Genomic DNA, 16,844 nt, shown 5'->3' with positions numbered 1-16,844 from the left:
GACGTCGTGCCCCTGGTCACCACCGGCGAACTCGTCACCCGTGCCGCCGCCGCCCGCTCCGCCGTCGCCGCCTTCAACATCATCACCCTGGAGCACGTCGAGGCCGTCATCGCCGCCGCCGAGTCCCTGGACGAGCCCGTCGTCCTCCAAGTCAGCGAGAACGCCGTCAAGTTCCGCCACGGCCGCCTCCTCCCCCTCGCCCGCGCCGCTGTCACCGCGGCCGAACGAGCCGCCGTACCGGTCGCGTTGCACCTCGACCACGTCCAGAGCGACGACCTGCTCCGCCGGGCGGCCGACGCCGGCTTCGGCTCGGTGATGTATGACGCAGCCCAGCTGCCCTACGCCGAGAACCTCGCCGCGACCCGGGCCGCGGCGGACTGGGCGCACTCCCAAGGGCTGTGGATCGAGGCGGAGTTGGGTGAGGTGGGCGGCAAGAACGGCGCACCCCCGCTGGACGCCCACGCCCCCGGCGCCCGCACCGACCCGGCCGAGGCCCGTGCCTTCGTCGCCGACTCCGGTGTGGACGCCCTCGCCGTGGCCATCGGCAGCGCCCACGCCATGACCGAGCGCACCGCGACCCTCGACCACGACCTCCTCAAGCGGCTCTCCGCCACCCTGGACGTCCCCCTCGTCCTGCACGGCTCCTCCGGAGTCCGCGACGAGGAACTCACCGCGGCCGTCGCGGGCGGTATCGCCAAGGTCAACGTCGGCACCGCACTGAACCTCGCCATGACCGGCGCGATCCGGGAGTTCCTGGCGGCCCACCCCGACGCGGTGGACTCGCGCACCTACCTGAGTGCGGGGCGGGACGCCATGACCGAGGCCGCCCGACGGATCATCCGGCTGCTCGGGCGGTGAGGACGGGCTGGTAGAACCCGACGGCCGCCGGCTCGTGCCAGCGCACGTCGGTGAAACCGGCGGCGGCCACGAACTCCGTCAGCCGCGCACGCGTCAGAGCCCACGAGGTCGTCCGGCGGACGCGGACGGCCCAGTCGTCCCCGGAGCCGGGCCGGAGCTGGAAGTACTCCTGGTCGTAGCGCTCGCCGTCCTCGTGCCAGTGCCACAGCTGGAAGGTGATCACCCGGCCGTCGGAGCCCTCCGACACCTGCGGGGGCGCGGCCCCGGGCCGGGTCCGGCGGATCTCGTCGTAGTCCCTGAGCGTGAGCAGCAGCAGGCCCCCGTCCCGCAGGACGTGCCGCATGCCCGTGAGCGCGGCCGCCACGTCCGCGGCGGTCAGCAGATGAGCCAGGGAGTTGTCGGCGCAGACGACCACGTCGAACACGGACGACACGAACGGCAGTCGCCGCATGTCCGCGGCGGCCGTCGGCAGCCGGGCACCGCGGGCCGCCGCCTCCGCCGCGGCGCGGGTGGCCGCGACGGGACTGAGATCGCTGCCGACGACCCGGTGTCCGGCCAGCGCCAGCCCGATCGCCTGGGTCCCGATCCCGCACGCACAGTCCAGCACCCGGAGGGGGCCCGGCCCCAGGAACGCACCCAGCACCGCCGCCTGACGGGCCATGCTCGCGTCCCAGTCCCCGAAGATCCGGTGGTAGTCCGGAGCCAGCGAGTCGTAGAAGTCCCGCACCGAGGAAGCAGAGGAAGCCGAGGAGGCCGAGGAATCAGTCACCCGGCCTTTTTACCGCCTTGAGCACCACGAACTTGGGGTCGCTCGCGACCAGTTGACTGTTCCCGAACAGCTTGCGCAGCTTCACGTGGTACCCGAGGTGCCGGTTCCCGATCACCCACAGCTCGCCGCCGGGCCGCAGCGTCCTGCGCGCGTCGCCGAACATCCGCCAGGCCGTCGCGTCGGTCGTGGCCTGGTGGGAGTGGAACGGCGGGTTGTTGAGGACGAGGTCGACGCTGTCGGCCGGGACCCCCGACAGACCGTCACCGACCCGGAACTCCGCGTGCCCCGGCACCCCGTTCGCCTTGAACGTCCCCTCCGCCGAGGCAACGGCCTGGAAGGACTCGTCCACGAACAGCACCTCGGCCCCGGGGTTGGCCAGAGCCACCGCGGTGCCGACGATTCCGTTGCCGCAGCCCAGGTCCACGACCCGCTGGGCGCCGCGGCTGTTCGGCAGGTGCTGGAGGAAGAACCGGGTGCCGATGTCGAGCCGGTCCGCACAGAAGACGCCCGCGTGGTTGACGACGGGCCGCCCTGAGACGGCACCGATGCCGTCCGGGAGCGTGTAGCCGTACGGCCACGGGTTCGCGGGCCGTTCGAGCGAGGGTTCCGGAGTGCAGAAGACGAGCCGGGCCTTCTTCTCGGCGAGCGAGGTACGGGTCGGCCCGAGGATCCGCTCGAACAACTGGAGCGTGGAGGTGTGGATCTCCTTCACCATGCCGGTGCCGACGACCACCGTGCCCGCGTGCACCGCGGGCGCCAGCCGCGAGAGCTGGTCCTCCAGCAGGGCCAGGCTCTTCGGCACGCGCACCAGCAGGACGTCGACCCGGCCGGGCGGCGGGTCCTGGGTGGTCAGCAGCCGCACGGCACCGGGCTCGACGCCGGCGCGTGCGAGGTTGGCGCGGGTCGCCTCCTGGCTGAGGAAGGAGTCCGTGATCTGCACCGGCCGGTGCGCCGCCAGCGCGGTGACCAGGGCGCCCCAGCGGTCCCCGACCACCACGACCGTGCCGGACAGCGCCACTGCCTCGTCCGCGAGATGCCTCAGCAGATACTCGTCGGAGGCGTCCCAGGCGCGCAGCCGGTCGCGCGGGTCCTCGGGGAAACGGGTGAGGGCGAGCTCGCCCCAGGGCGTCGTCATTCGGTCGTCCATCGTGCGTCCAGGCTAGCGGAGCCGCAGCTCAGACCCCTCGGGCAGGATGGAACCCATGGAAGCCGAGCTGTTCCCACGCGCCCGTACGGAGGTCGTACCGGGCGCGGTGCACGTGCCGGACTGGCTGGCCCCGGCACGGCAGCGCGAGCTGCTGGCGGCCTGCCGTGAGTGGGCGCGCCCGCCCGCCGGACTGCGCACGGTCCGCACCCCGGGCGGCGGCACGATGACCGCACGGCAGGTCTGCCTGGGCTGGCACTGGTACCCGTACGCCTACGCCCGCACGGTCGTCGACGGCGACGGGGCGCCCGTGAAGCCCTTCCCGCCCTGGCTCGGCGAGCTGGGCCGGGAAGCCGTGCGGGACGCCCTGGACACCGACGCCTCCGGGTACGACATCGCGCTGATCAACTTCTACGACGGCGACGCCCGCATGGGCATGCACCGCGACAGCGACGAGAAGTCGGACGCGCCCGTGGTCTCCCTGAGTCTCGGTGACACCTGTGTCTTCCGCTTCGGCAACCCCGAGACCCGGACCAGGCCGTACACGGACGTCGAGCTGCGCAGCGGCGACCTGTTCGTGTTCGGTGGCCCGTCACGGCTCGCGTACCACGGTGTGCCCCGGGTGTATCCGGGCACCGCGCCGCCCGAGTTGGGGCTGACCGGACGGCTGAACATCACGCTGCGGATCAGCGGCCTCTAGACCGGAACGGCGAACGGATCATGGGAGACTCGCCCTCATGAGCGGCAAGGCGGACCCCCGGCCGGCGGGGGAAGGGACCACCTCGAGGGCGCGGCTTGACCGGGGGCGCGGTGCGCTCGGGCCCGCGCTGGAGCTCGTGCACACCGGGCGGGCGCCCACCCGGGCCGTGCTCACCGCGGAACTCGGGGTGACGCGGGCGACGGCCGGCGCGGTCGCCGCGGAACTGGAGGCGCTCGGGCTGATCCGCGTCGACGCCCGGCCCACCGCGGCCGCCGGTTCGCAGGGCAGGCCCTCGCACCGGCTCGCGGTCGCCGAGGACGGTCCCGTCGTGCTGGCCGCGCAGGTGCACGCCGACGGCTTCCGGGCCGCCCTGGTCGGCCTGGGCGGCCGTATCGTCGCCACCGCCCCCGGCAGCGAGACCATCGACGCCGACCCGGCGAAGGTCCTCGGCTCCGTCGTGGAGGCGGGCGCCGACCTGCTGCGCACCACCGGCAGGCGCTGCGTGGGCGCCGGACTCGCCGTGCCGTCCGCGGTCGCCGAACCCGAGGGCCTCGCCCTCAACCCCCTGCACCTGGCCTGGCCGGCGGGCGCCCCCGTCCGCCGTATCTTCGACGAGTGCGTGCGCGCCGCCGGCATCACCGGACCGGCCTTCGCGGGCAACGACGTCAACCTCGCCGCGCTCGCCGAGCACCGGCACGGCGCGGGCCGCGGCGCCCGTGACCTGCTGTGCGTGGCGACCGGCCACCGGGGTGTGGGCGGGGCGCTGGTGCTCGACGGGCGTCTGCACACGGGCAGTTCGGGCCTGGCCCTGGAGGTCGGCCACCTCACCGTGAACCCCGAGGGCCGCCCCTGCCACTGCGGCAGCCGCGGCTGCCTGGACGTCGAGGCCGACCCGCTGGCCCTGCTCACGGCGGCGGGCCTCGACCCCGGTCCCGAACAGTCCCTGCTCCGGCAGGCCGACGACCTGGTCCGCGACCACTACGACGACCCCGCCGTCCGCACGGCGGCCCAGTCGCTGATCGACCGCCTGGGCCTGGGGCTCGCCGGTCTGGTCAACATCCTCAACCCGGACCGGATCATCCTCGGCGGCCTCCACCGCACCCTGCTGGACGCCGACCCCGGGCGCCTGCGGGCCGTCGTCGCCGACCGCAGTCTGTGGGGACAGAGCGGCGGGGTCCCCATCCTGGCCTGCACCCTGGACCACAACAGCCTCGTCGGAGCGGCCGAACTGGCCTGGCAGCCGGTGCTCGACGACCCCCTGGGGGCACTGACCCGCGGCTGAGCGGAGGGGCTGGGGCGGCCGCTCCTGCGAGCCGCCGAGTACGCTCGTGACATGCGGATCTCCGTCTCCTCGGACATGGACGAACCCGTCGCGCGCACCCTCCTCGACGAGTTGCGCGCGCGGGGCCACGACGTCGTCGCGTACGGCGCCCTGAGCCCCGGAGCCGACCCGCAGTGGGCCGTCTGCTCCGAGGCAGCGGCCCGTGAGGTCGCCGAGGGGAGAGCCGACCAGGCCGTCGTGTGCTGCTGGACCGGCACCGGAGCCTCCATCGCCGCGAACAAGGTGCCGGGCGTACGGGCCGCGCTGTGCACGGACGCCTGCACCGCGGACGGCGCCCGCCGCTGGAACGACGCGAACGTCCTGGCGCTCAGCCTCCGCCTCACCTCCGCGCCGCTCCTCAAGGAGATCCTCGACGCCTGGTTCGCCGCCGAGGCGAGCACGGACGCGGAGGACCGGGAGAACGTGGCCCGGGTGGACCGTCTGGACGCCGGCCGGGCCTAGCGGGACCGGCGCGCTCAGACCACGAGCGGGCCGGCCACCTTCAGTTCTCCGTGCTCGATCAGCCACCGCACCGACTCCAGTACGGCGTCCTCCGGTTCGTGGCGCGGGGCGTAGCCGAGGAGGTTCCTCGCCTTCTCGATGGACAGGTACTGGCTGCGGTGCAGGTGCTCCCAGCTCGTCCCGGCGTGCTCCGGGGACGTGGTGCCGCGGAACTCCTCCCAGGTCACCGGTTCCAGTGACGCTGTCCGGCCGAACCAGCCGGCCGCGACACGGGCGTACCCGCGCACGTTCAGCGCGGTCGGCGCCACGACGGTGAAGTCCTCTCCGGCCGCCGCGTCCCGGCGCTCCACCGCCCGCTCGAAGGCCTGCGCCACGTCGTCCGCGTGCACGTGGTGCATCAACTCGACACCGCTGCCGGGGATCTTCAGCGGCTGCCCCGCCGAGAGCGCGTACCAGACGGCGGGGTCGAAGCTGCCGAGCGGCCCGACCGGATGCCAGCCGGGGCCGACGATGTGCCCGGGGTGCAGCGACGTGGTCACCAGGCCCCCGGCGGCGGTCTCCGCCTTCAGCATCCGGGCGATCCGGTCCTTCTGGATGCCGTACTCCCCGACCGGCGGGGTGCCGGTGTCCTCGGAGACGGGCAGCCTGTCGGCGGGACCGTGGCGCCACACGCTGCCGCAGTGCAGCAGGTGCCCGGCCTCACCGCGCAGCCGCTCCACGAGCGCCGTGGCCGAGTCCAGGGTGAAGCACACCAGGTCGACGACGACGTCCGGCTCCAGCCCGGCCACACGGTCGCCGAAGGTCCCCTCGCCGTCCTCCTCCTGCCGGTCGGCGACCACCCGGCGCACCTGTCGCCATTCGGGAGCCTCGGTGTAGGGGGTGCGCGTGCCCCGGCTGATGTTGATCACTTCATGACCGGCGCGGACCAGCCGGGGGACCAGGAAGGTGCCGATGTGCCCGCTACCGCCGATGACGACGACTCGCATGTTCTCCCCATCAGTGTCAGGTCGGTCGGGCCAGTCTGGTCAGGCTCCCGGCGGCGCCGTCAAGCTCCACAGCGCCGCGACCAGCGGCCGGCGAAGGTCGGCCCGGCGTACGCACAGACCGATCGGGAACCGCTCCGGCCGCGGATCGGCGGGCACCTCCGCCAGCCGTGCGCGGACCGCGCTGTGCTCCAGTACGAGGCGGGGGACCACGCCCGTGCCGCAGCCGAGCGCGACCAGGGTCAGCAGACCCTCGTGGCCGTCGGGCTCGCAGACCACGTCGGGGACCGCGCCCCGGGCCCGGAACCAGCGGTCGGCCGCCTCACGGACGAGCCCGCGGTGGGGGAGGACGAACGGCCCGTCCAGGCCGGGGTCCGGACGGTCCCGCGCGGTGACGAGGACCAGCTCGGTCACCGCGACCGTCCGGCTCACCAGCCCCTCGGGCAGCCTGGCCGGGATCCCCGCGACGGCCACGTCCACCTCGCCCTCGTCGAGCCGGGCCGTCGCGGCCGCCGCGTCGCCGGTGCGCAGGTCGAGGCGTACCTGGGGGTGGGCCGCGCGGAAGGGCGCCAGCAGGTCGGGCAGCAGGACCTGACAGGCTGTCACCGTCGCGAACACCGCGAGGCGGCCGGTCAGTTCGGCCGGGTCGGGGTGCTCCTCACGGTAGGCCCGCCACAACTCCAGTGCCTGGACGGCGTACTCGCGGAAGCGGTGGCCCTCGGCGGTGAGCGACACCCCGCGCGGGCCGCGGTCGAAGAGCCGGTGCCCGAGGCCCGCTTCCAGCCGCTGCACGGTTCTGGTCAGCGTGGCCGGACTGACATGGCAGTCGAGGCTCGTCCGGCCGAAGTTCAGCGTCTGCGCGAGGTGCAGGAAGAGCCGCAGCTCCCGGTGATCCTCCATGTGACCTCGGCTTTTCAGTTCACGCAACAGTGCGCTGCGGAAGTTGCGCTTGTCGCAATGCCCGGCCGGAGCCTACAACTCCACCATGACCTCCACCATGTACGCCTCCGATGTCTTCGCCCTCGAGACCATGGACGTCCCGGGCGGCTCCGAGACCGTCCTGCGCGGCGGCCGGCACCTCTTCCCCCTGCTGCCCAGGGCCTTCGCCGGGGTCCGCCGCATCGGTGTGCTCGGCTGGGGCCCCCAGGGCCGCGCCCAGGCCCTCAACCTGCGCGACTCCCTCGCGGGCACGGACATCCGGGTGGCCGTGGGCCTGCGCCCCGGCTCCGGCTCGGCCGCCGACGCCCGCGCCCACGGCTTCACCGAGGAGGACGGCACACTCGGCGACTGGCTCGCGGTCGCCGCCGACAGCGACCTGGTCGTGCTGCTGATCGCGGACGCGGCCCCCTCGCCGCCCACCACCCGGAGATCTTCGCGGTGTTGAGGCCCGGCGCCGCGATCGGACTCTCGCACGGCTTCCTGCTCGGCCATCTCCGGGAGACCGGCGGCGAGTTCCCCGCCGGCCACCCCGTCGTCGCCGTGTGCCCCAAGGGCATGGGCGACTCCGTGCGCCGCCTCTACCAGCAGGGTGCCGACATCAACGGCGCCGGGATCAACAGCAGTTTCGCCGTGCACGCCGACCCCGACGGCCGCGCGGTCGACCTCGCGCTCGGCTGGTCGGTGGCGCTCGGATCGCCGTACACCTTCCGCACCACCCTGGAGAGCGAGTACCTCTCGGACATCGTCGGCGAGCGGGCCGTCCTGCTCGGGGCCGTCCACGGCATCGTGGAGACGCTGTACACGCGCTACCGGCTGGCCGGGGACGACGAGGTCACGGCGTACGAGAGGTCCTGCGAGAACGTCACCGGGCCGATCGCCCGCACCATCTCCCACTCCGGCCTGCGAGCGGTCCGCGACTCCCTCCCGCCGTCCGGTCAGGAGGTCTTCGACCGGGCGTACACGGCGACCTACGGGCCCGCGCGCGAGATCGTCGCGGAGATCTACGACGAGGTCGCCGACGGCACCGAGCTGCGCAGCGTGATCCTGGCCGAACGGCGGCTCGGGGCACGGGCGATGAGCGAGATCGGCGGCTCCCCGATGTGGGGTGCCGGTGCCGAGGTGCGGGCCAGGCGGGGTGCACGCGAACTGCCCGTCGAGCCGTTCACCGCGGGCGTCTTCGTCGCCACCATGCTCGCCCAGATCGACGAGTTCGCCGAGCGCGGCCACCCCTGGTCCGAGATCGTCAACGAGTCCGTCATCGAGGCCGTCGACTCGCTCCTGCCCTACATGCACGCGCGCGACGTCGCCCACATGGTCGACAACTGCTCCCGCACGGCCCGTCTCGGGGCCCGCCGCTGGGGTCCGCGCTTCCAGGCCGCCTACGAGCAGATCGCCTACCCGGCCGCCGAACTCCCCGCGGACGAACTCCTGGTGACCGCGTTCGTGAACCACCCCGCCCACGAGGCCCTGGCCGCGGCGGCGAAACTGCGGCCCTCGGTGGACATCTCGGTGGCGTAGGGCCGTTGTCCGTGGCGGCGACTAGCCTGTGGGCCGGCAACCACGCACTGGACGGCGACGCCCACCGGGTCCTCGGACAGGACGGCACCGGTGGCCTCGCCGCCCTGTGGTGCGTGCGGCCGGGACGGCCGCGCGCCGAACAGCCCGTGGTGTTCCTGGGCTCGGAGGGCGAGCGCGGAGTCGTCGCGGCGAACCTGTCCGACTTCCTGTGGGTCCTTGCCGACGGCCCGGGACCGATGGAGGTCGTGGAGCACGAGCGGTACGACGGCCGCCCGGACCCGGCGCTCACCGCGCTCGCCGAACGCCACGCGACCACCCCGCGCCGCGCCACCCGCGCCATCGTCACCGCCGCCCGGTCCGGGTTCCCGGCCTTCTCCGAGGACATCGACGCCCTCTGCCGCTGAGCGGCGGCGTCAGGGCCGCGTCCACTCCACGGCCAGGGCCCGGCCGGGGTTCTCGACGAAGATCTGCCGCACCAGGTCCTCACCCAGCTCGGCCGCGAGCCGCGGCCGCACCCGGCGCAGCAGATACGGCATCCCGGGGCCCCCGTCGACCGACCGGGCGGCCGCGGTCGTGGTGTCGCCGCCGAGGAGCAGACGGTCCCCGTGACCCGCCTCGGCGAGCGCCCGTACGGCGTCCGGCATGCGCCAGTCCGTGGCGTGGTTGGCGCGCGACGGCCCGTCGAAGGCGAGGTAGCAGCCCGACGCCGCGGCCTGGCGGTGCACGACCGGATCGGGGGAGCGGTTGAGGTGGCCGAGGATCACCCGCCGCGCCGGCACCCCCAACTCCCCGCACAACAGGTCCAGTACGTCCAGCGCGCCGGTCCCCAGCTCCAGGTGGACGGCGATCGGTGCCCCCGTCGCACGATGGGCCTCGGCCGCCGCGGCCATGGTCCAGCGGGCGTGCGCGTCCAGGGCGTGGAAACCGCCCGCCACCTTGATCAGCCCCGCGCGGACCCCCGACGCCCCGATGCCCTCGGTCAGTTCGGCGACGAACACGTCGGCCAGCCTGCCGCGCAGCCCGGCGAGCGTGGCGTCGTCGTAGTGGACGGCCTGGTGCAGCCCGGTCGCGGCGACGACCCGCACCCCGGTCTCCCGCGCCAGCGCGGGCAGTTCGGCGGCCCGCCGACCCAGTCCGTACGGCGTCCACTGCACCACGGTGCCGCCGCCCAGTGCGGCGAACGCCGTCAGCTCGGCGCGCGCCGCGCAGACGCTCCGCAGTTCCTGCCCGGGCAGGAGGGGACTGCCGAAGAAGAGATGGTCGTGAGCGTCGCACACACCGAGCCGCCCGGCCGGGACGTCACCGGTGACCGTACGCACGGCGGCCGCCCTCACCACTGCCGGCCCCGCGCCGGCCGCCCACGCCCCGGCGCCGACACGTGCAGCACCTCGAAGAGCTCGCCGTCCGCCTCGGGCGGCTCATGGGTCCAGAGCGAGAAGTGGACCAGTTCCCAGCGGGCGGGGTCCACGACGGCCGCCGCGCACACCGCTCCGTCCTCCCCGGCCAGCCGCTCCGCCCCACCCACGGCTTCCGCCGCCACGTCGGCCAACTCCGCGCCGTCGGCCACCGGTCGACTCCGCCGCACGGCCCACCGGGCTGGAGAACCGGCGGCGCCTCCCTCCTCGTACGCCAGTCCTGTCCACTGGCGCACCGACGGGCGCCCGAAGTCGTCGCTGAGCCCCTGGAAGGCGCCTCCCCAGAGGAAGGAGTTCATGCCCTCCACCGTGTTCCAGAGGTAGAACGGCGCGTACCGGTTCACGGGTGAACCGTTCACCCCGCGCTCGCGCATCAGGTACGTCTTGAAGCCGAGCCCCTCCCAGTCGTCCAGCAGATGCCCGATCCGGGCCACGCGCGCGCGGATGACGCGCATGTCGTAGTCGGCGGGCAGGGTGAGTTCGTACTGCATGGCGTGCATCGGGCGTCTCCTCAGGAGGGGTAGTCCTCGGGGGCGACATGCGCGTCCCAGTCGGCCGTCGTGCCGTCCTCAGCGGCCTCGACGACCGCGAGATGGGTCATGAAGGTGTGCGGCCCGGCTCCGTGCCAGTGCCACTCGCCCGGTTCGATCCACACCGTGTCGCCCGCCCGGATCGGCTCGGGGGGCGCGCCCCTGCGCTGCACCAGTCCCTCGCCCTCGGTGACGTGGAGGACCTGGCCGTGCGGGTGGCGGTGCCATGCGGTGTGCGCGCCGGGAGCGAAGTGGACGGTGAACATCCGCAGCCGGGACGGGGCTGGAGGCGCGGCCATCTCGTCCAGCCACACCGTCCCGGTGAAGTTCTCCGCCGCTCCCTGCCGGGTCCCGGGACGCTGTCGGGTGATCTGCACGTGTGTCTACTCCCTCAAGACGACAGATGTCCTACGACGACAGGGGGGTGAGCAGGGAGAGCAGGCCCCGCACGCCGGTGTCGAACGCGGCGGGCGAGCCGGAGGCGCGGGCGAGGACATAGCCGCCCTGAACCGTCGCGAGCACGGTCGCCGCGATCTCCTCGCCGTCCAGCGAGGAGGCGAACTGGCCCTGATCCTTGCCCTCTTCGACGATCCCGGCGATGCGTTCACGGATCCAGTCGATCGTCTCGTCGACCGGCGCCCGCAGTTCGTCGCTGGCGATGACGTCCGGATCCATCGTGAGCCGGCCGATCGGGCAGCCCCGCAGCACGTCACGCTCGCGCCGCAGATACGCCTCGATGCGCTCGTACGGCGTGCCGGGCCCGGTGAGCACGGCCTCCGCGCTCGCGCGCAGTTCCTCGGCGGTCCTGCGGATCGCGGCCAGGGCGAGGTCGGGCTTGCCCTTGAAGTGGTGGTACATGCTGCCCTGTCCGGCGCCCGCGCGCTCCAGGATGGCCTTGGGGCTGGTCCCCACGTAGCCGCGCTCCCACAGCAGCTCACGGGTGGACTCGATCAGTCGGTCCGAGGTGCTCATGCCCTCACTGTACATACTAGTAGTTACAGAAGTCGAGACCTCCTGGGAGCAGGCCGGACAGGCCCGCGTACTCCCCGGGAGGTACACACAGTGCCGCTGGCCGTACGACGACCCGGCCCCCTCCCCGGAGCCAGTCTCGAAGCATCACCGAAGGACAGCTTCGGCACTCCAGGGAGATGAACCGACATGCAGACTCTCGCGAACTGGGACGGCGGCCCGGGCCCGTGGATCCTCTTCTTCCCGCTGATCTGGGCCGCCGTCGTGCTCGGCGTGGTCACCGTCCTGCGCCGCACCGCGCGGCGCGGCCACCGCGGCCCCTGGCGGGCACCGGCCGGAGCCGGCCCCTCCGGAGACTCGCCGATCGCCATGCTCGGCCGCCGCTTCGCCGCCGGCGAGATCGACGAGGACGAGTACTGGCGCCGACTGTCCGTCCTGGACGAGCAGTTCGGCCGTACGGCGGACAAGGGCGGCGCGGCATGAGCGCCCCGACCGCCTCGACGAGCACTCCGCCGGCCGCCCGGGTGGTCGACGCCGTGAAGGTCTACGGCAGCGGCGACACCGGTGTGCGGGCCCTGGACGGGGTGAGCGTCGACTTCCCGGCCGGCCGCTTCACCGCGATCATGGGCCCCTCCGGCTCCGGCAAGTCCACGCTCATGCACTGCGCGGCCGGCCTCGACACGCTCACCGAGGGCACCGCGTGCATCGGCGACACCGAGCTCGGCTCCCTCGACGACCGCCGTCTGACCCTGCTGCGCCGCGACCGCGTCGGCTTCGTGTTCCAGGCGTTCAACCTGGTGCCGACCCTGACCGTCGAGGAGAACATCCGGCTGCCGCTGGACCTCGCGGGCGGCGGGGGCGACCCCGAGTGGATCGACGCGCTGATCGACGTCGTCGGCCTGCGCGACCGGCTGCACCACCGGCCGGCCGAACTCTCCGGCGGGCAGCAGCAACGCGTCGCCGTGGCCCGGGCGTTCGCCGGGCGGCCCGATGTCGTCTTCGCCGACGAGCCCACCGGGAACCTCGACTCGCGCTCCGGCGGGGAGGTGCTCGGCCTCCTCGGCAGGACCGTGCGCCGCACGGCCCGCACGGTCGTCATGGTCACCCACGACCCGGTCGCCGCCGCCCACGCGGACGAGGTCGTCTTCCTCGCCGACGGGCGCCTGGTGGACCGTATGGAGGCCCCGACCGCGGACCGGGTCCTGGACCGCATGAAGGCCTTCGAGGTGCCCTCGCGAACGGAGCCGGCCTCACCCACGAAGTCGCCTTCGCGGACCGAGGTGCCCTCATGAACGCCTCCCTGCGGCTGAGCGCGAACTCCCTGCGCGCCCACAAACGGCGCTTCGCCGGTACCTTCCTCGCCGTGTTCCTCGGGGTCGCCTTCCTCGCCGGCACCCTCGTCATGGGCGACACCCTCCGCGCCGCCTTCGACACCATGTTCGGCAACGCGACCAGCGGCACCGACGCCGTGGTCCGCAGTGCCGAGGCCATCACCACGCCGGGGGAGAGCGCGGGAGTGCGCGAGCCGGTCCCCACCGACCTGGTCAGGACCGTCGAACAGGTCCCCGGCGTCGCGGCCGCCGCCCCCGACATCCAGGGCGCCGGCCAGCTCGTCGGCGCGAACGGCGAGCCCATCGGCGGCCAGGGGCCGCCCACCCTCGCGGGCAACTGGATCGAGGACACGAAGCTCAACCCGTACCGACTCGCCGAGGGCCGCGCGCCGGAGAGGTCCGGCGAGGTCGTGGTCAACCGCGGCACCGCCGAGAAGGGCGGCCTGAGGATCGGCGACAGGACGATCCTGCGGACGCCGGACCCCGTCGAGGTGACCATCGTCGGGCTCGCGACCTTCGGCGGCGAGGACGGCATGGCCCAGGTGACCTTCACCGGCATGACCCGGGCCGACGCCGAGAAGTACCTCACGGCACGGCCGGGCGAGGCGTCGGGCATCCAGGTGCGCGCGGGCCCCGGTGTCAGCCAGCGGGAACTCGTCGACCGGCTGACTCACGTACTGCCCAGGGGCGTTGAGGCGATCACCGGTCAGGAGTCGGCCGAGGAGAACACCGACATGATCTCCAGCCGGTTCCTGACCGTCTTCACGGCCTTCCTGCTGGTGTTCTCGGGCGTGGCCCTTCTGGTCGCCACCTTCTCCATCCACAACACCTTCGCGATCGTCGTCGCCCAACGCACCCGTGAGAACGCCCTGTTGCGGGCCCTCGGTGCCTCCCGACGCCAGATCACCGCGTCGACCCTGGCGGAGGCGGTCGTCGTGGCGGTCACCGCGTCCGCCGCGGGTCTCGCCGGCGGCATCGGGATCGCCGCCGGTCTGCAGACTCTGTTCCCGGCGATCGGATTCCCCTTCCCCGAGGGCGACTTGGTGGTCAGCGCGCTGTCGATGCTGCTGCCGCTCGCGGTCGGCGTCGTGGTCTGCCTGGGCTCCGCCCTGCTGCCCGCCGTACGCGCCGGACGCACCGCTCCGCTGGCCGCGCTGCGCGAGACGGCCGTCGACCAGTCCGGCGCCTCCCGCTTCCGTGCGGTCACCGGGGCCGGACTGGCCGCGCTCGCCGTGGCCGTCACCCTCACCGGCGTCCTGGTGTCACCGTCCCTCTGGCTCGCCGGAACCGGCGCGGTCCTGGCCCTTGTCGCCTTCGTGGTCCTCGGCCCGGTCGCCTCCACGACAGCCGTACGCGCACTCGGCAGCCCCCTCGACCGGCTCCGCGGTGTCACCGGCGCCCTGGCCCGGCGCAACGCCCTGCGCAGCCCGAGGCGGACGGCCGCCACCGCGAGCGCGCTCATGATCGGCGTGGCCGTGGTCTCGCTGTTCACGGTGTTCGGGGCGTCCTTGAAGGCCACCATGGACCAGACCGTGTCCCGGTCCTTCGCGGGCGACGTCGCCGTCAGCACCCCGTCGTTCGGCGCGGGCGGCAGCGGACTGAGCCCCCGGCTCGCCGGAGCGCTCGGATCGCTTCCCGAGGTGGACACCGCCGTTGGCCTCGGCCGCGGTGTCGCCGAAGTCGACGGCCGGGGGAGGGCGTTGACCGTCACGGACCCGCTCGCCCTGGAGCGCACCTTCGACCTCGGGACCGTGCGCGGCTCCCTGCGCGACCTCGGCACCGACGGCATCGCCCTCACCCGGACGGAGGCGGAGAAGCAGGGCCTCACGACCGGGGACAGGACCCGGCTCACCTTCACCGACGGCGAGCAGGACACCTTCACCGTCCGCGCGGTCTACGGCCGGTCCGAGCTGGCGGGAGACTACGTCATCACCCGCGCGGCCTGGGCCCCGCACCGCACGCAGGACTCCGACACGCTCGTCGCGGTCTCCTTCAAGGACGGTGTCGGCAGCGACACGGGCAAGGCGGCGGTGGAGAAGGTGGCGGCCCGGTACGGCCACCCCGAGGTGCAGACCCGCGACGAGTACGCGCAGTCCTCGGCCGGCGGGATCGACATGATGCTGACGCTGGTCTACGCGCTGCTCGCCCTCGCGGTCCTCATCGCACTGCTGGGCATCGCCAACACCCTGACCCTGGCGATCCACGAGCGCACCCGTGAACTGGGCCTGCTGAGGGCCGTGGGCCAGACCCGGTCCCAGCTGCGCGCCATGGTCCGCTGGGAGTCGGTCCTGGTCGCCGCCTTCGGCACGGTCGGCGGGCTCGCCCTGGGCGCCTTCCTCGGCTGGGTCCTGGTCAGGGCCTCGGACGGCACGAGCGACAGCACCTTCGCCTTCGCGGTACCGCCGCTGCACCTCGCGGTGGTCGCCCTGGTGGGCCTCGGTGCGGGGGCCCTCGCGGGCCTGCGCCCGGCCCGACGCGCAGCACGTCTCGACGTGCTGCGGGCGATCGCGACGGAGTAGCGGGCCGGTCGCCGGGCCGGCGCGTCCGCGGGGACGGAGGGCCGCGCCGGTGCCGGGACGACGTGCCGGTGCGGGTACGGGGACCCGGGCACCGTCGTCGTCCCGGCACCGGCTGGAGGCGCCTAGCGGACCGACGGGCGAACAGGGAGGCCGTCACCGCCCGGTCAGCCGGGAACGGCGGACCGGGCGGGAGCGTGTTCGGACCTGCGGCCCTCGACCCGCACCTCGGCGAACCGGAGCGCGGTCTTGTCGAGGACGGTGCGCCGCTGGGGCCGCGCGGCGGAGGGCGTCGGCAGGGTGAACCACACGCTCTTGCCCGACTCGCCGTCCGGCCGCACGCCCCAGCTCTCGCTGACCGCGGCGACCATCGCGAGCCCGCGCCCGCACGTGGCGAGCGGCTCGGTGTCCTTGATGTCGGCCACGACCGGCAGACGCGGGTCGTGGTCGTGCACCGAGACCATGAGCCGGTCGAGCAGCAGCTCGATCTTCACGGTGCACGTCTTGTCGGGCTGGGCATGGCGGTGGACGTTCGTCAGCAACTCCGTCACACCGAGCACGGCCCGGTCTATGAGGGGGTCCATATGCCAGTAGCGCAACTGCGCAGAAAGGATTCTGCGGACCTGGCCGATCCGCGACGGCAGAGCCTGAAGCTCCACCGTGCAATGCCTGCTTGGGTGACTGATCACGGCTGCGACTCCCCGACGTGAGGTCCGGAAGAACACGGAGTTCGGATCGATCCAGCAGGTGCCCGTGTGAGGTGGCCGCCTGCTGTCGTGCCCGGCGGGCTGGTGTGCAGCGTGATCGCCGGTAAACCCAGAGTGATGTGAGACCAGCGTGGCGCAGGAGGTGCGTTGCCGCAACTCGCGGTGACCTAGTCGCTACGTCCCGCAGCCCTGCGCACGGCCTCGATGAACCGCCGTGCCGGGGGCGGCCCCGGCTCGCCCGGAGCGGGGTCGCGCTCGCCCAGCGTCAGCAGATACCGGTTGCCGTTGAGGTCGGCGAGAGCCCGGTCGTCCGCGGCGAACCAGGGCTTGGAGGCGCGCACCGCCTGCACCGGTGCGCTGTCGATCTCACTGCCGTAACTGGTGAGCAGTTCCAGTCTGCCGTCGTTGATGCGGACCTGACCGGCCCGGGTGAGCGATCGCAGCCTCTTCCCGATTCGCACGCCCGTAGCCGTGAACTCCGGCTCCGCCATGCCGTCCCGCCCCCTTGTGCGCGTCGGTGTGCCGGCCCGTGCTCCCGCGTGGGTCCAGGCCCGGCGTCTTTCGTGATCCAGTGTGCGCGCCCCCGTCCGGGACATCCGTCCCGTCCGGTGCAGTCTGCCCGCCACGAGCGTCGAGCACCAGTACGCATGACATCTCGCCGGGAGCGCCCGAAGCACTCGTT

General features: G+C 73.5%; 17 protein-coding genes and 2 pseudogenes. 9 read left to right on the top strand and 10 right to left on the bottom strand.

Annotated elements, in window-relative coordinates; all coding sequences use genetic code 11:
- The first annotated feature begins 6 nt into the window (after nt 1–6).
- The gene (locus M2163_RS09990) at nt 7–858 is read left to right on the top strand and encodes a class II fructose-bisphosphate aldolase (protein ID WP_280893774.1); all 852 of its coding nucleotides are present in this window, start codon (nt 7–9) and stop codon (nt 856–858) included.
- On the opposite strand, the gene M2163_RS09985 is transcribed toward M2163_RS09990, so the two are convergent.
- Both M2163_RS09985 and M2163_RS09980 read right to left on the bottom strand, forming a co-directional pair.
- Nucleotides 836–1,627, bottom strand: coding sequence for a class I SAM-dependent methyltransferase (locus tag M2163_RS09985; protein ID WP_280893773.1), 792 nt, complete (start codon nt 1,625–1,627; stop codon nt 836–838). The genes M2163_RS09990 and M2163_RS09985 overlap by 23 nt on opposite strands.
- A complete protein-coding gene (locus tag M2163_RS09980; protein ID WP_280853152.1) occupies nt 1,620–2,762 on the bottom strand; it encodes a methyltransferase in 1,143 nt (380 codons plus the stop codon). The genes M2163_RS09985 and M2163_RS09980 overlap by 8 nt, the downstream gene beginning before the upstream one ends.
- Nucleotides 2,763–2,829: 67 nt before the next feature.
- Here M2163_RS09980 and M2163_RS09975 point away from each other — a divergent pair, with 67 nt between their 5' ends.
- The 3 genes from M2163_RS09975 to M2163_RS09965 are packed head-to-tail and all read left to right on the top strand — an operon-like array spanning nt 2,830 to nt 5,254.
- Entirely contained in the window at nt 2,830–3,471 is a 642-nt protein-coding gene (locus M2163_RS09975; protein WP_280893772.1) for an alpha-ketoglutarate-dependent dioxygenase AlkB, read from the top strand.
- A gap of 37 nt (nt 3,472–3,508) precedes the next feature.
- The gene (locus M2163_RS09970; RefSeq protein ID WP_280853154.1) at nt 3,509–4,753 is read left to right on the top strand and encodes an ROK family protein; all 1,245 of its coding nucleotides are present in this window, start codon (nt 3,509–3,511) and stop codon (nt 4,751–4,753) included.
- A 51-nt stretch (nt 4,754–4,804) separates the two neighbouring features.
- Complete coding sequence (locus M2163_RS09965; RefSeq protein ID WP_280893771.1) at nt 4,805–5,254, top strand: RpiB/LacA/LacB family sugar-phosphate isomerase; 450 nt, start codon at nt 4,805–4,807, stop codon at nt 5,252–5,254.
- 14 nt (nt 5,255–5,268) lie between these two features.
- Here M2163_RS09965 and M2163_RS09960 read toward each other — a convergent pair whose 3' ends face one another.
- The gene (locus M2163_RS09960) at nt 5,269–6,240 is read right to left on the bottom strand and encodes an NAD(P)-dependent oxidoreductase (RefSeq protein WP_280893770.1); all 972 of its coding nucleotides are present in this window, start codon (nt 6,238–6,240) and stop codon (nt 5,269–5,271) included.
- A gap of 39 nt (nt 6,241–6,279) precedes the next feature.
- The gene (gene ilvY / locus M2163_RS09955; RefSeq protein WP_280853157.1) at nt 6,280–7,137 is read right to left on the bottom strand and encodes an HTH-type transcriptional activator IlvY; all 858 of its coding nucleotides are present in this window, start codon (nt 7,135–7,137) and stop codon (nt 6,280–6,282) included.
- Nucleotides 7,138–7,222: 85 nt separating this feature from the next.
- Here ilvY and M2163_RS09945 point away from each other — a divergent pair.
- Nucleotides 7,223–8,694: pseudogene (locus M2163_RS09945) on the top strand (ketol-acid reductoisomerase).
- Nucleotides 8,695–8,729: 35 nt separating this feature from the next.
- A pseudogene (locus M2163_RS09940) lies at nt 8,730–9,098 on the top strand (SMI1/KNR4 family protein); the annotation flags it as partial.
- A 9-nt stretch (nt 9,099–9,107) separates the two neighbouring features.
- On the opposite strand, the gene M2163_RS09935 reads toward M2163_RS09940, so the two are convergent.
- From M2163_RS09935 to M2163_RS09920, 4 genes are read right to left on the bottom strand one after another with little or no spacing between them, the layout of a single operon-like run.
- On the bottom strand, nt 9,108–10,031 hold the full coding sequence (locus M2163_RS09935) for a phosphotriesterase (RefSeq protein WP_280853159.1): 924 nt from the start codon (nt 10,029–10,031) through the stop codon (nt 9,108–9,110).
- On the bottom strand, nt 10,025–10,609 hold the full coding sequence (locus M2163_RS09930; protein ID WP_280893767.1) for a DUF4865 family protein: 585 nt from the start codon (nt 10,607–10,609) through the stop codon (nt 10,025–10,027). Before M2163_RS09930 ends, M2163_RS09935 begins: the two co-directional genes overlap by 7 nt.
- A gap of 11 nt (nt 10,610–10,620) precedes the next feature.
- Nucleotides 10,621–11,016 carry a cupin domain-containing protein gene (locus M2163_RS09925; RefSeq protein WP_280853161.1) on the bottom strand — a complete coding sequence of 132 codons (396 nt, stop codon included), beginning with the start codon at nt 11,014–11,016 and terminating at the stop codon, nt 10,621–10,623.
- A gap of 31 nt (nt 11,017–11,047) precedes the next feature.
- A complete protein-coding gene (locus M2163_RS09920) occupies nt 11,048–11,626 on the bottom strand; it encodes a TetR/AcrR family transcriptional regulator (RefSeq protein ID WP_280893766.1) in 579 nt (192 codons plus the stop codon).
- 171 nt (nt 11,627–11,797) lie between these two features.
- Here M2163_RS09920 and M2163_RS09915 point away from each other — a divergent pair, with 171 nt between their 5' ends.
- The 3 genes from M2163_RS09915 to M2163_RS09905 are packed head-to-tail and all read left to right on the top strand — an operon-like array spanning nt 11,798 to nt 15,458.
- Nucleotides 11,798–12,091 carry an SHOCT domain-containing protein gene (locus M2163_RS09915; protein WP_280853163.1) on the top strand — a complete coding sequence of 98 codons (294 nt, stop codon included), beginning with the start codon at nt 11,798–11,800 and terminating at the stop codon, nt 12,089–12,091.
- Nucleotides 12,088–12,900, top strand: coding sequence for an ABC transporter ATP-binding protein (locus M2163_RS09910; RefSeq protein WP_280893765.1), 813 nt, complete (start codon nt 12,088–12,090; stop codon nt 12,898–12,900). Before M2163_RS09915 ends, M2163_RS09910 begins: the two co-directional genes overlap by 4 nt.
- Nucleotides 12,897–15,458, top strand: a complete 2,562-nt coding sequence (locus M2163_RS09905; RefSeq protein WP_280893764.1) for an FtsX-like permease family protein — start codon at nt 12,897–12,899, stop codon at nt 15,456–15,458. The genes M2163_RS09910 and M2163_RS09905 overlap by 4 nt, the downstream gene beginning before the upstream one ends.
- A gap of 164 nt (nt 15,459–15,622) precedes the next feature.
- Here the strand turns inward: M2163_RS09905 and M2163_RS09900 are convergent, their stop codons facing one another.
- Nucleotides 15,623–16,144: an ATP-binding protein gene (locus tag M2163_RS09900; protein ID WP_280853166.1), complete on the bottom strand. Its 522-nt coding sequence runs from the start codon at nt 16,142–16,144 to the stop codon at nt 15,623–15,625.
- A gap of 185 nt (nt 16,145–16,329) precedes the next feature.
- Nucleotides 16,330–16,653 carry a hypothetical protein gene (locus tag M2163_RS09895; RefSeq protein WP_280853167.1) on the bottom strand — a complete coding sequence of 108 codons (324 nt, stop codon included), beginning with the start codon at nt 16,651–16,653 and terminating at the stop codon, nt 16,330–16,332.
- Between the last annotated feature and the right edge of the window lie 191 nt (nt 16,654–16,844).

It is taken from the genome of Streptomyces sp. SAI-135, assembly GCF_029893805.1.
GTDB lineage: Bacteria > Actinomycetota > Actinomycetes > Streptomycetales > Streptomycetaceae > Streptomyces.
Note: the sequence above shows the minus strand (reverse complement) of the source record. Positions and strands in the feature narration are given on the sequence as shown.

Excerpts from the sequence above, each read along its gene's own strand:
- M2163_RS09980 (WP_280853152.1), bottom strand. The coding sequence starts at position 2,762 with ATGACGACGCCCTGGGGCGAGCTCGCCCTCACCCGTTTCCCCGAGGAC.
- M2163_RS09975 (WP_280893772.1), top strand. The coding sequence starts at position 2,830 with ATGGAAGCCGAGCTGTTCCCACGCGCCCGTACGGAGGTCGTACCGGGC.
- M2163_RS09970 (WP_280853154.1), top strand. The coding sequence starts at position 3,509 with ATGAGCGGCAAGGCGGACCCCCGGCCGGCGGGGGAAGGGACCACCTCG.
- M2163_RS09965 (WP_280893771.1), top strand. The coding sequence starts at position 4,805 with ATGCGGATCTCCGTCTCCTCGGACATGGACGAACCCGTCGCGCGCACC.
- M2163_RS09960 (WP_280893770.1), bottom strand. The coding sequence starts at position 6,240 with ATGCGAGTCGTCGTCATCGGCGGTAGCGGGCACATCGGCACCTTCCTG.
- ilvY (WP_280853157.1), bottom strand. The coding sequence starts at position 7,137 with ATGGAGGATCACCGGGAGCTGCGGCTCTTCCTGCACCTCGCGCAGACG.
- M2163_RS09930 (WP_280893767.1), bottom strand. The coding sequence starts at position 10,609 with ATGCACGCCATGCAGTACGAACTCACCCTGCCCGCCGACTACGACATG.
- M2163_RS09920 (WP_280893766.1), bottom strand. The coding sequence starts at position 11,626 with ATGTACAGTGAGGGCATGAGCACCTCGGACCGACTGATCGAGTCCACC.
- M2163_RS09915 (WP_280853163.1), top strand. The coding sequence starts at position 11,798 with ATGCAGACTCTCGCGAACTGGGACGGCGGCCCGGGCCCGTGGATCCTC.
- M2163_RS09910 (WP_280893765.1), top strand. The coding sequence starts at position 12,088 with ATGAGCGCCCCGACCGCCTCGACGAGCACTCCGCCGGCCGCCCGGGTG.
- M2163_RS09905 (WP_280893764.1), top strand. The coding sequence starts at position 12,897 with ATGAACGCCTCCCTGCGGCTGAGCGCGAACTCCCTGCGCGCCCACAAA.
- M2163_RS09895 (WP_280853167.1), bottom strand. The coding sequence starts at position 16,653 with ATGGCGGAGCCGGAGTTCACGGCTACGGGCGTGCGAATCGGGAAGAGG.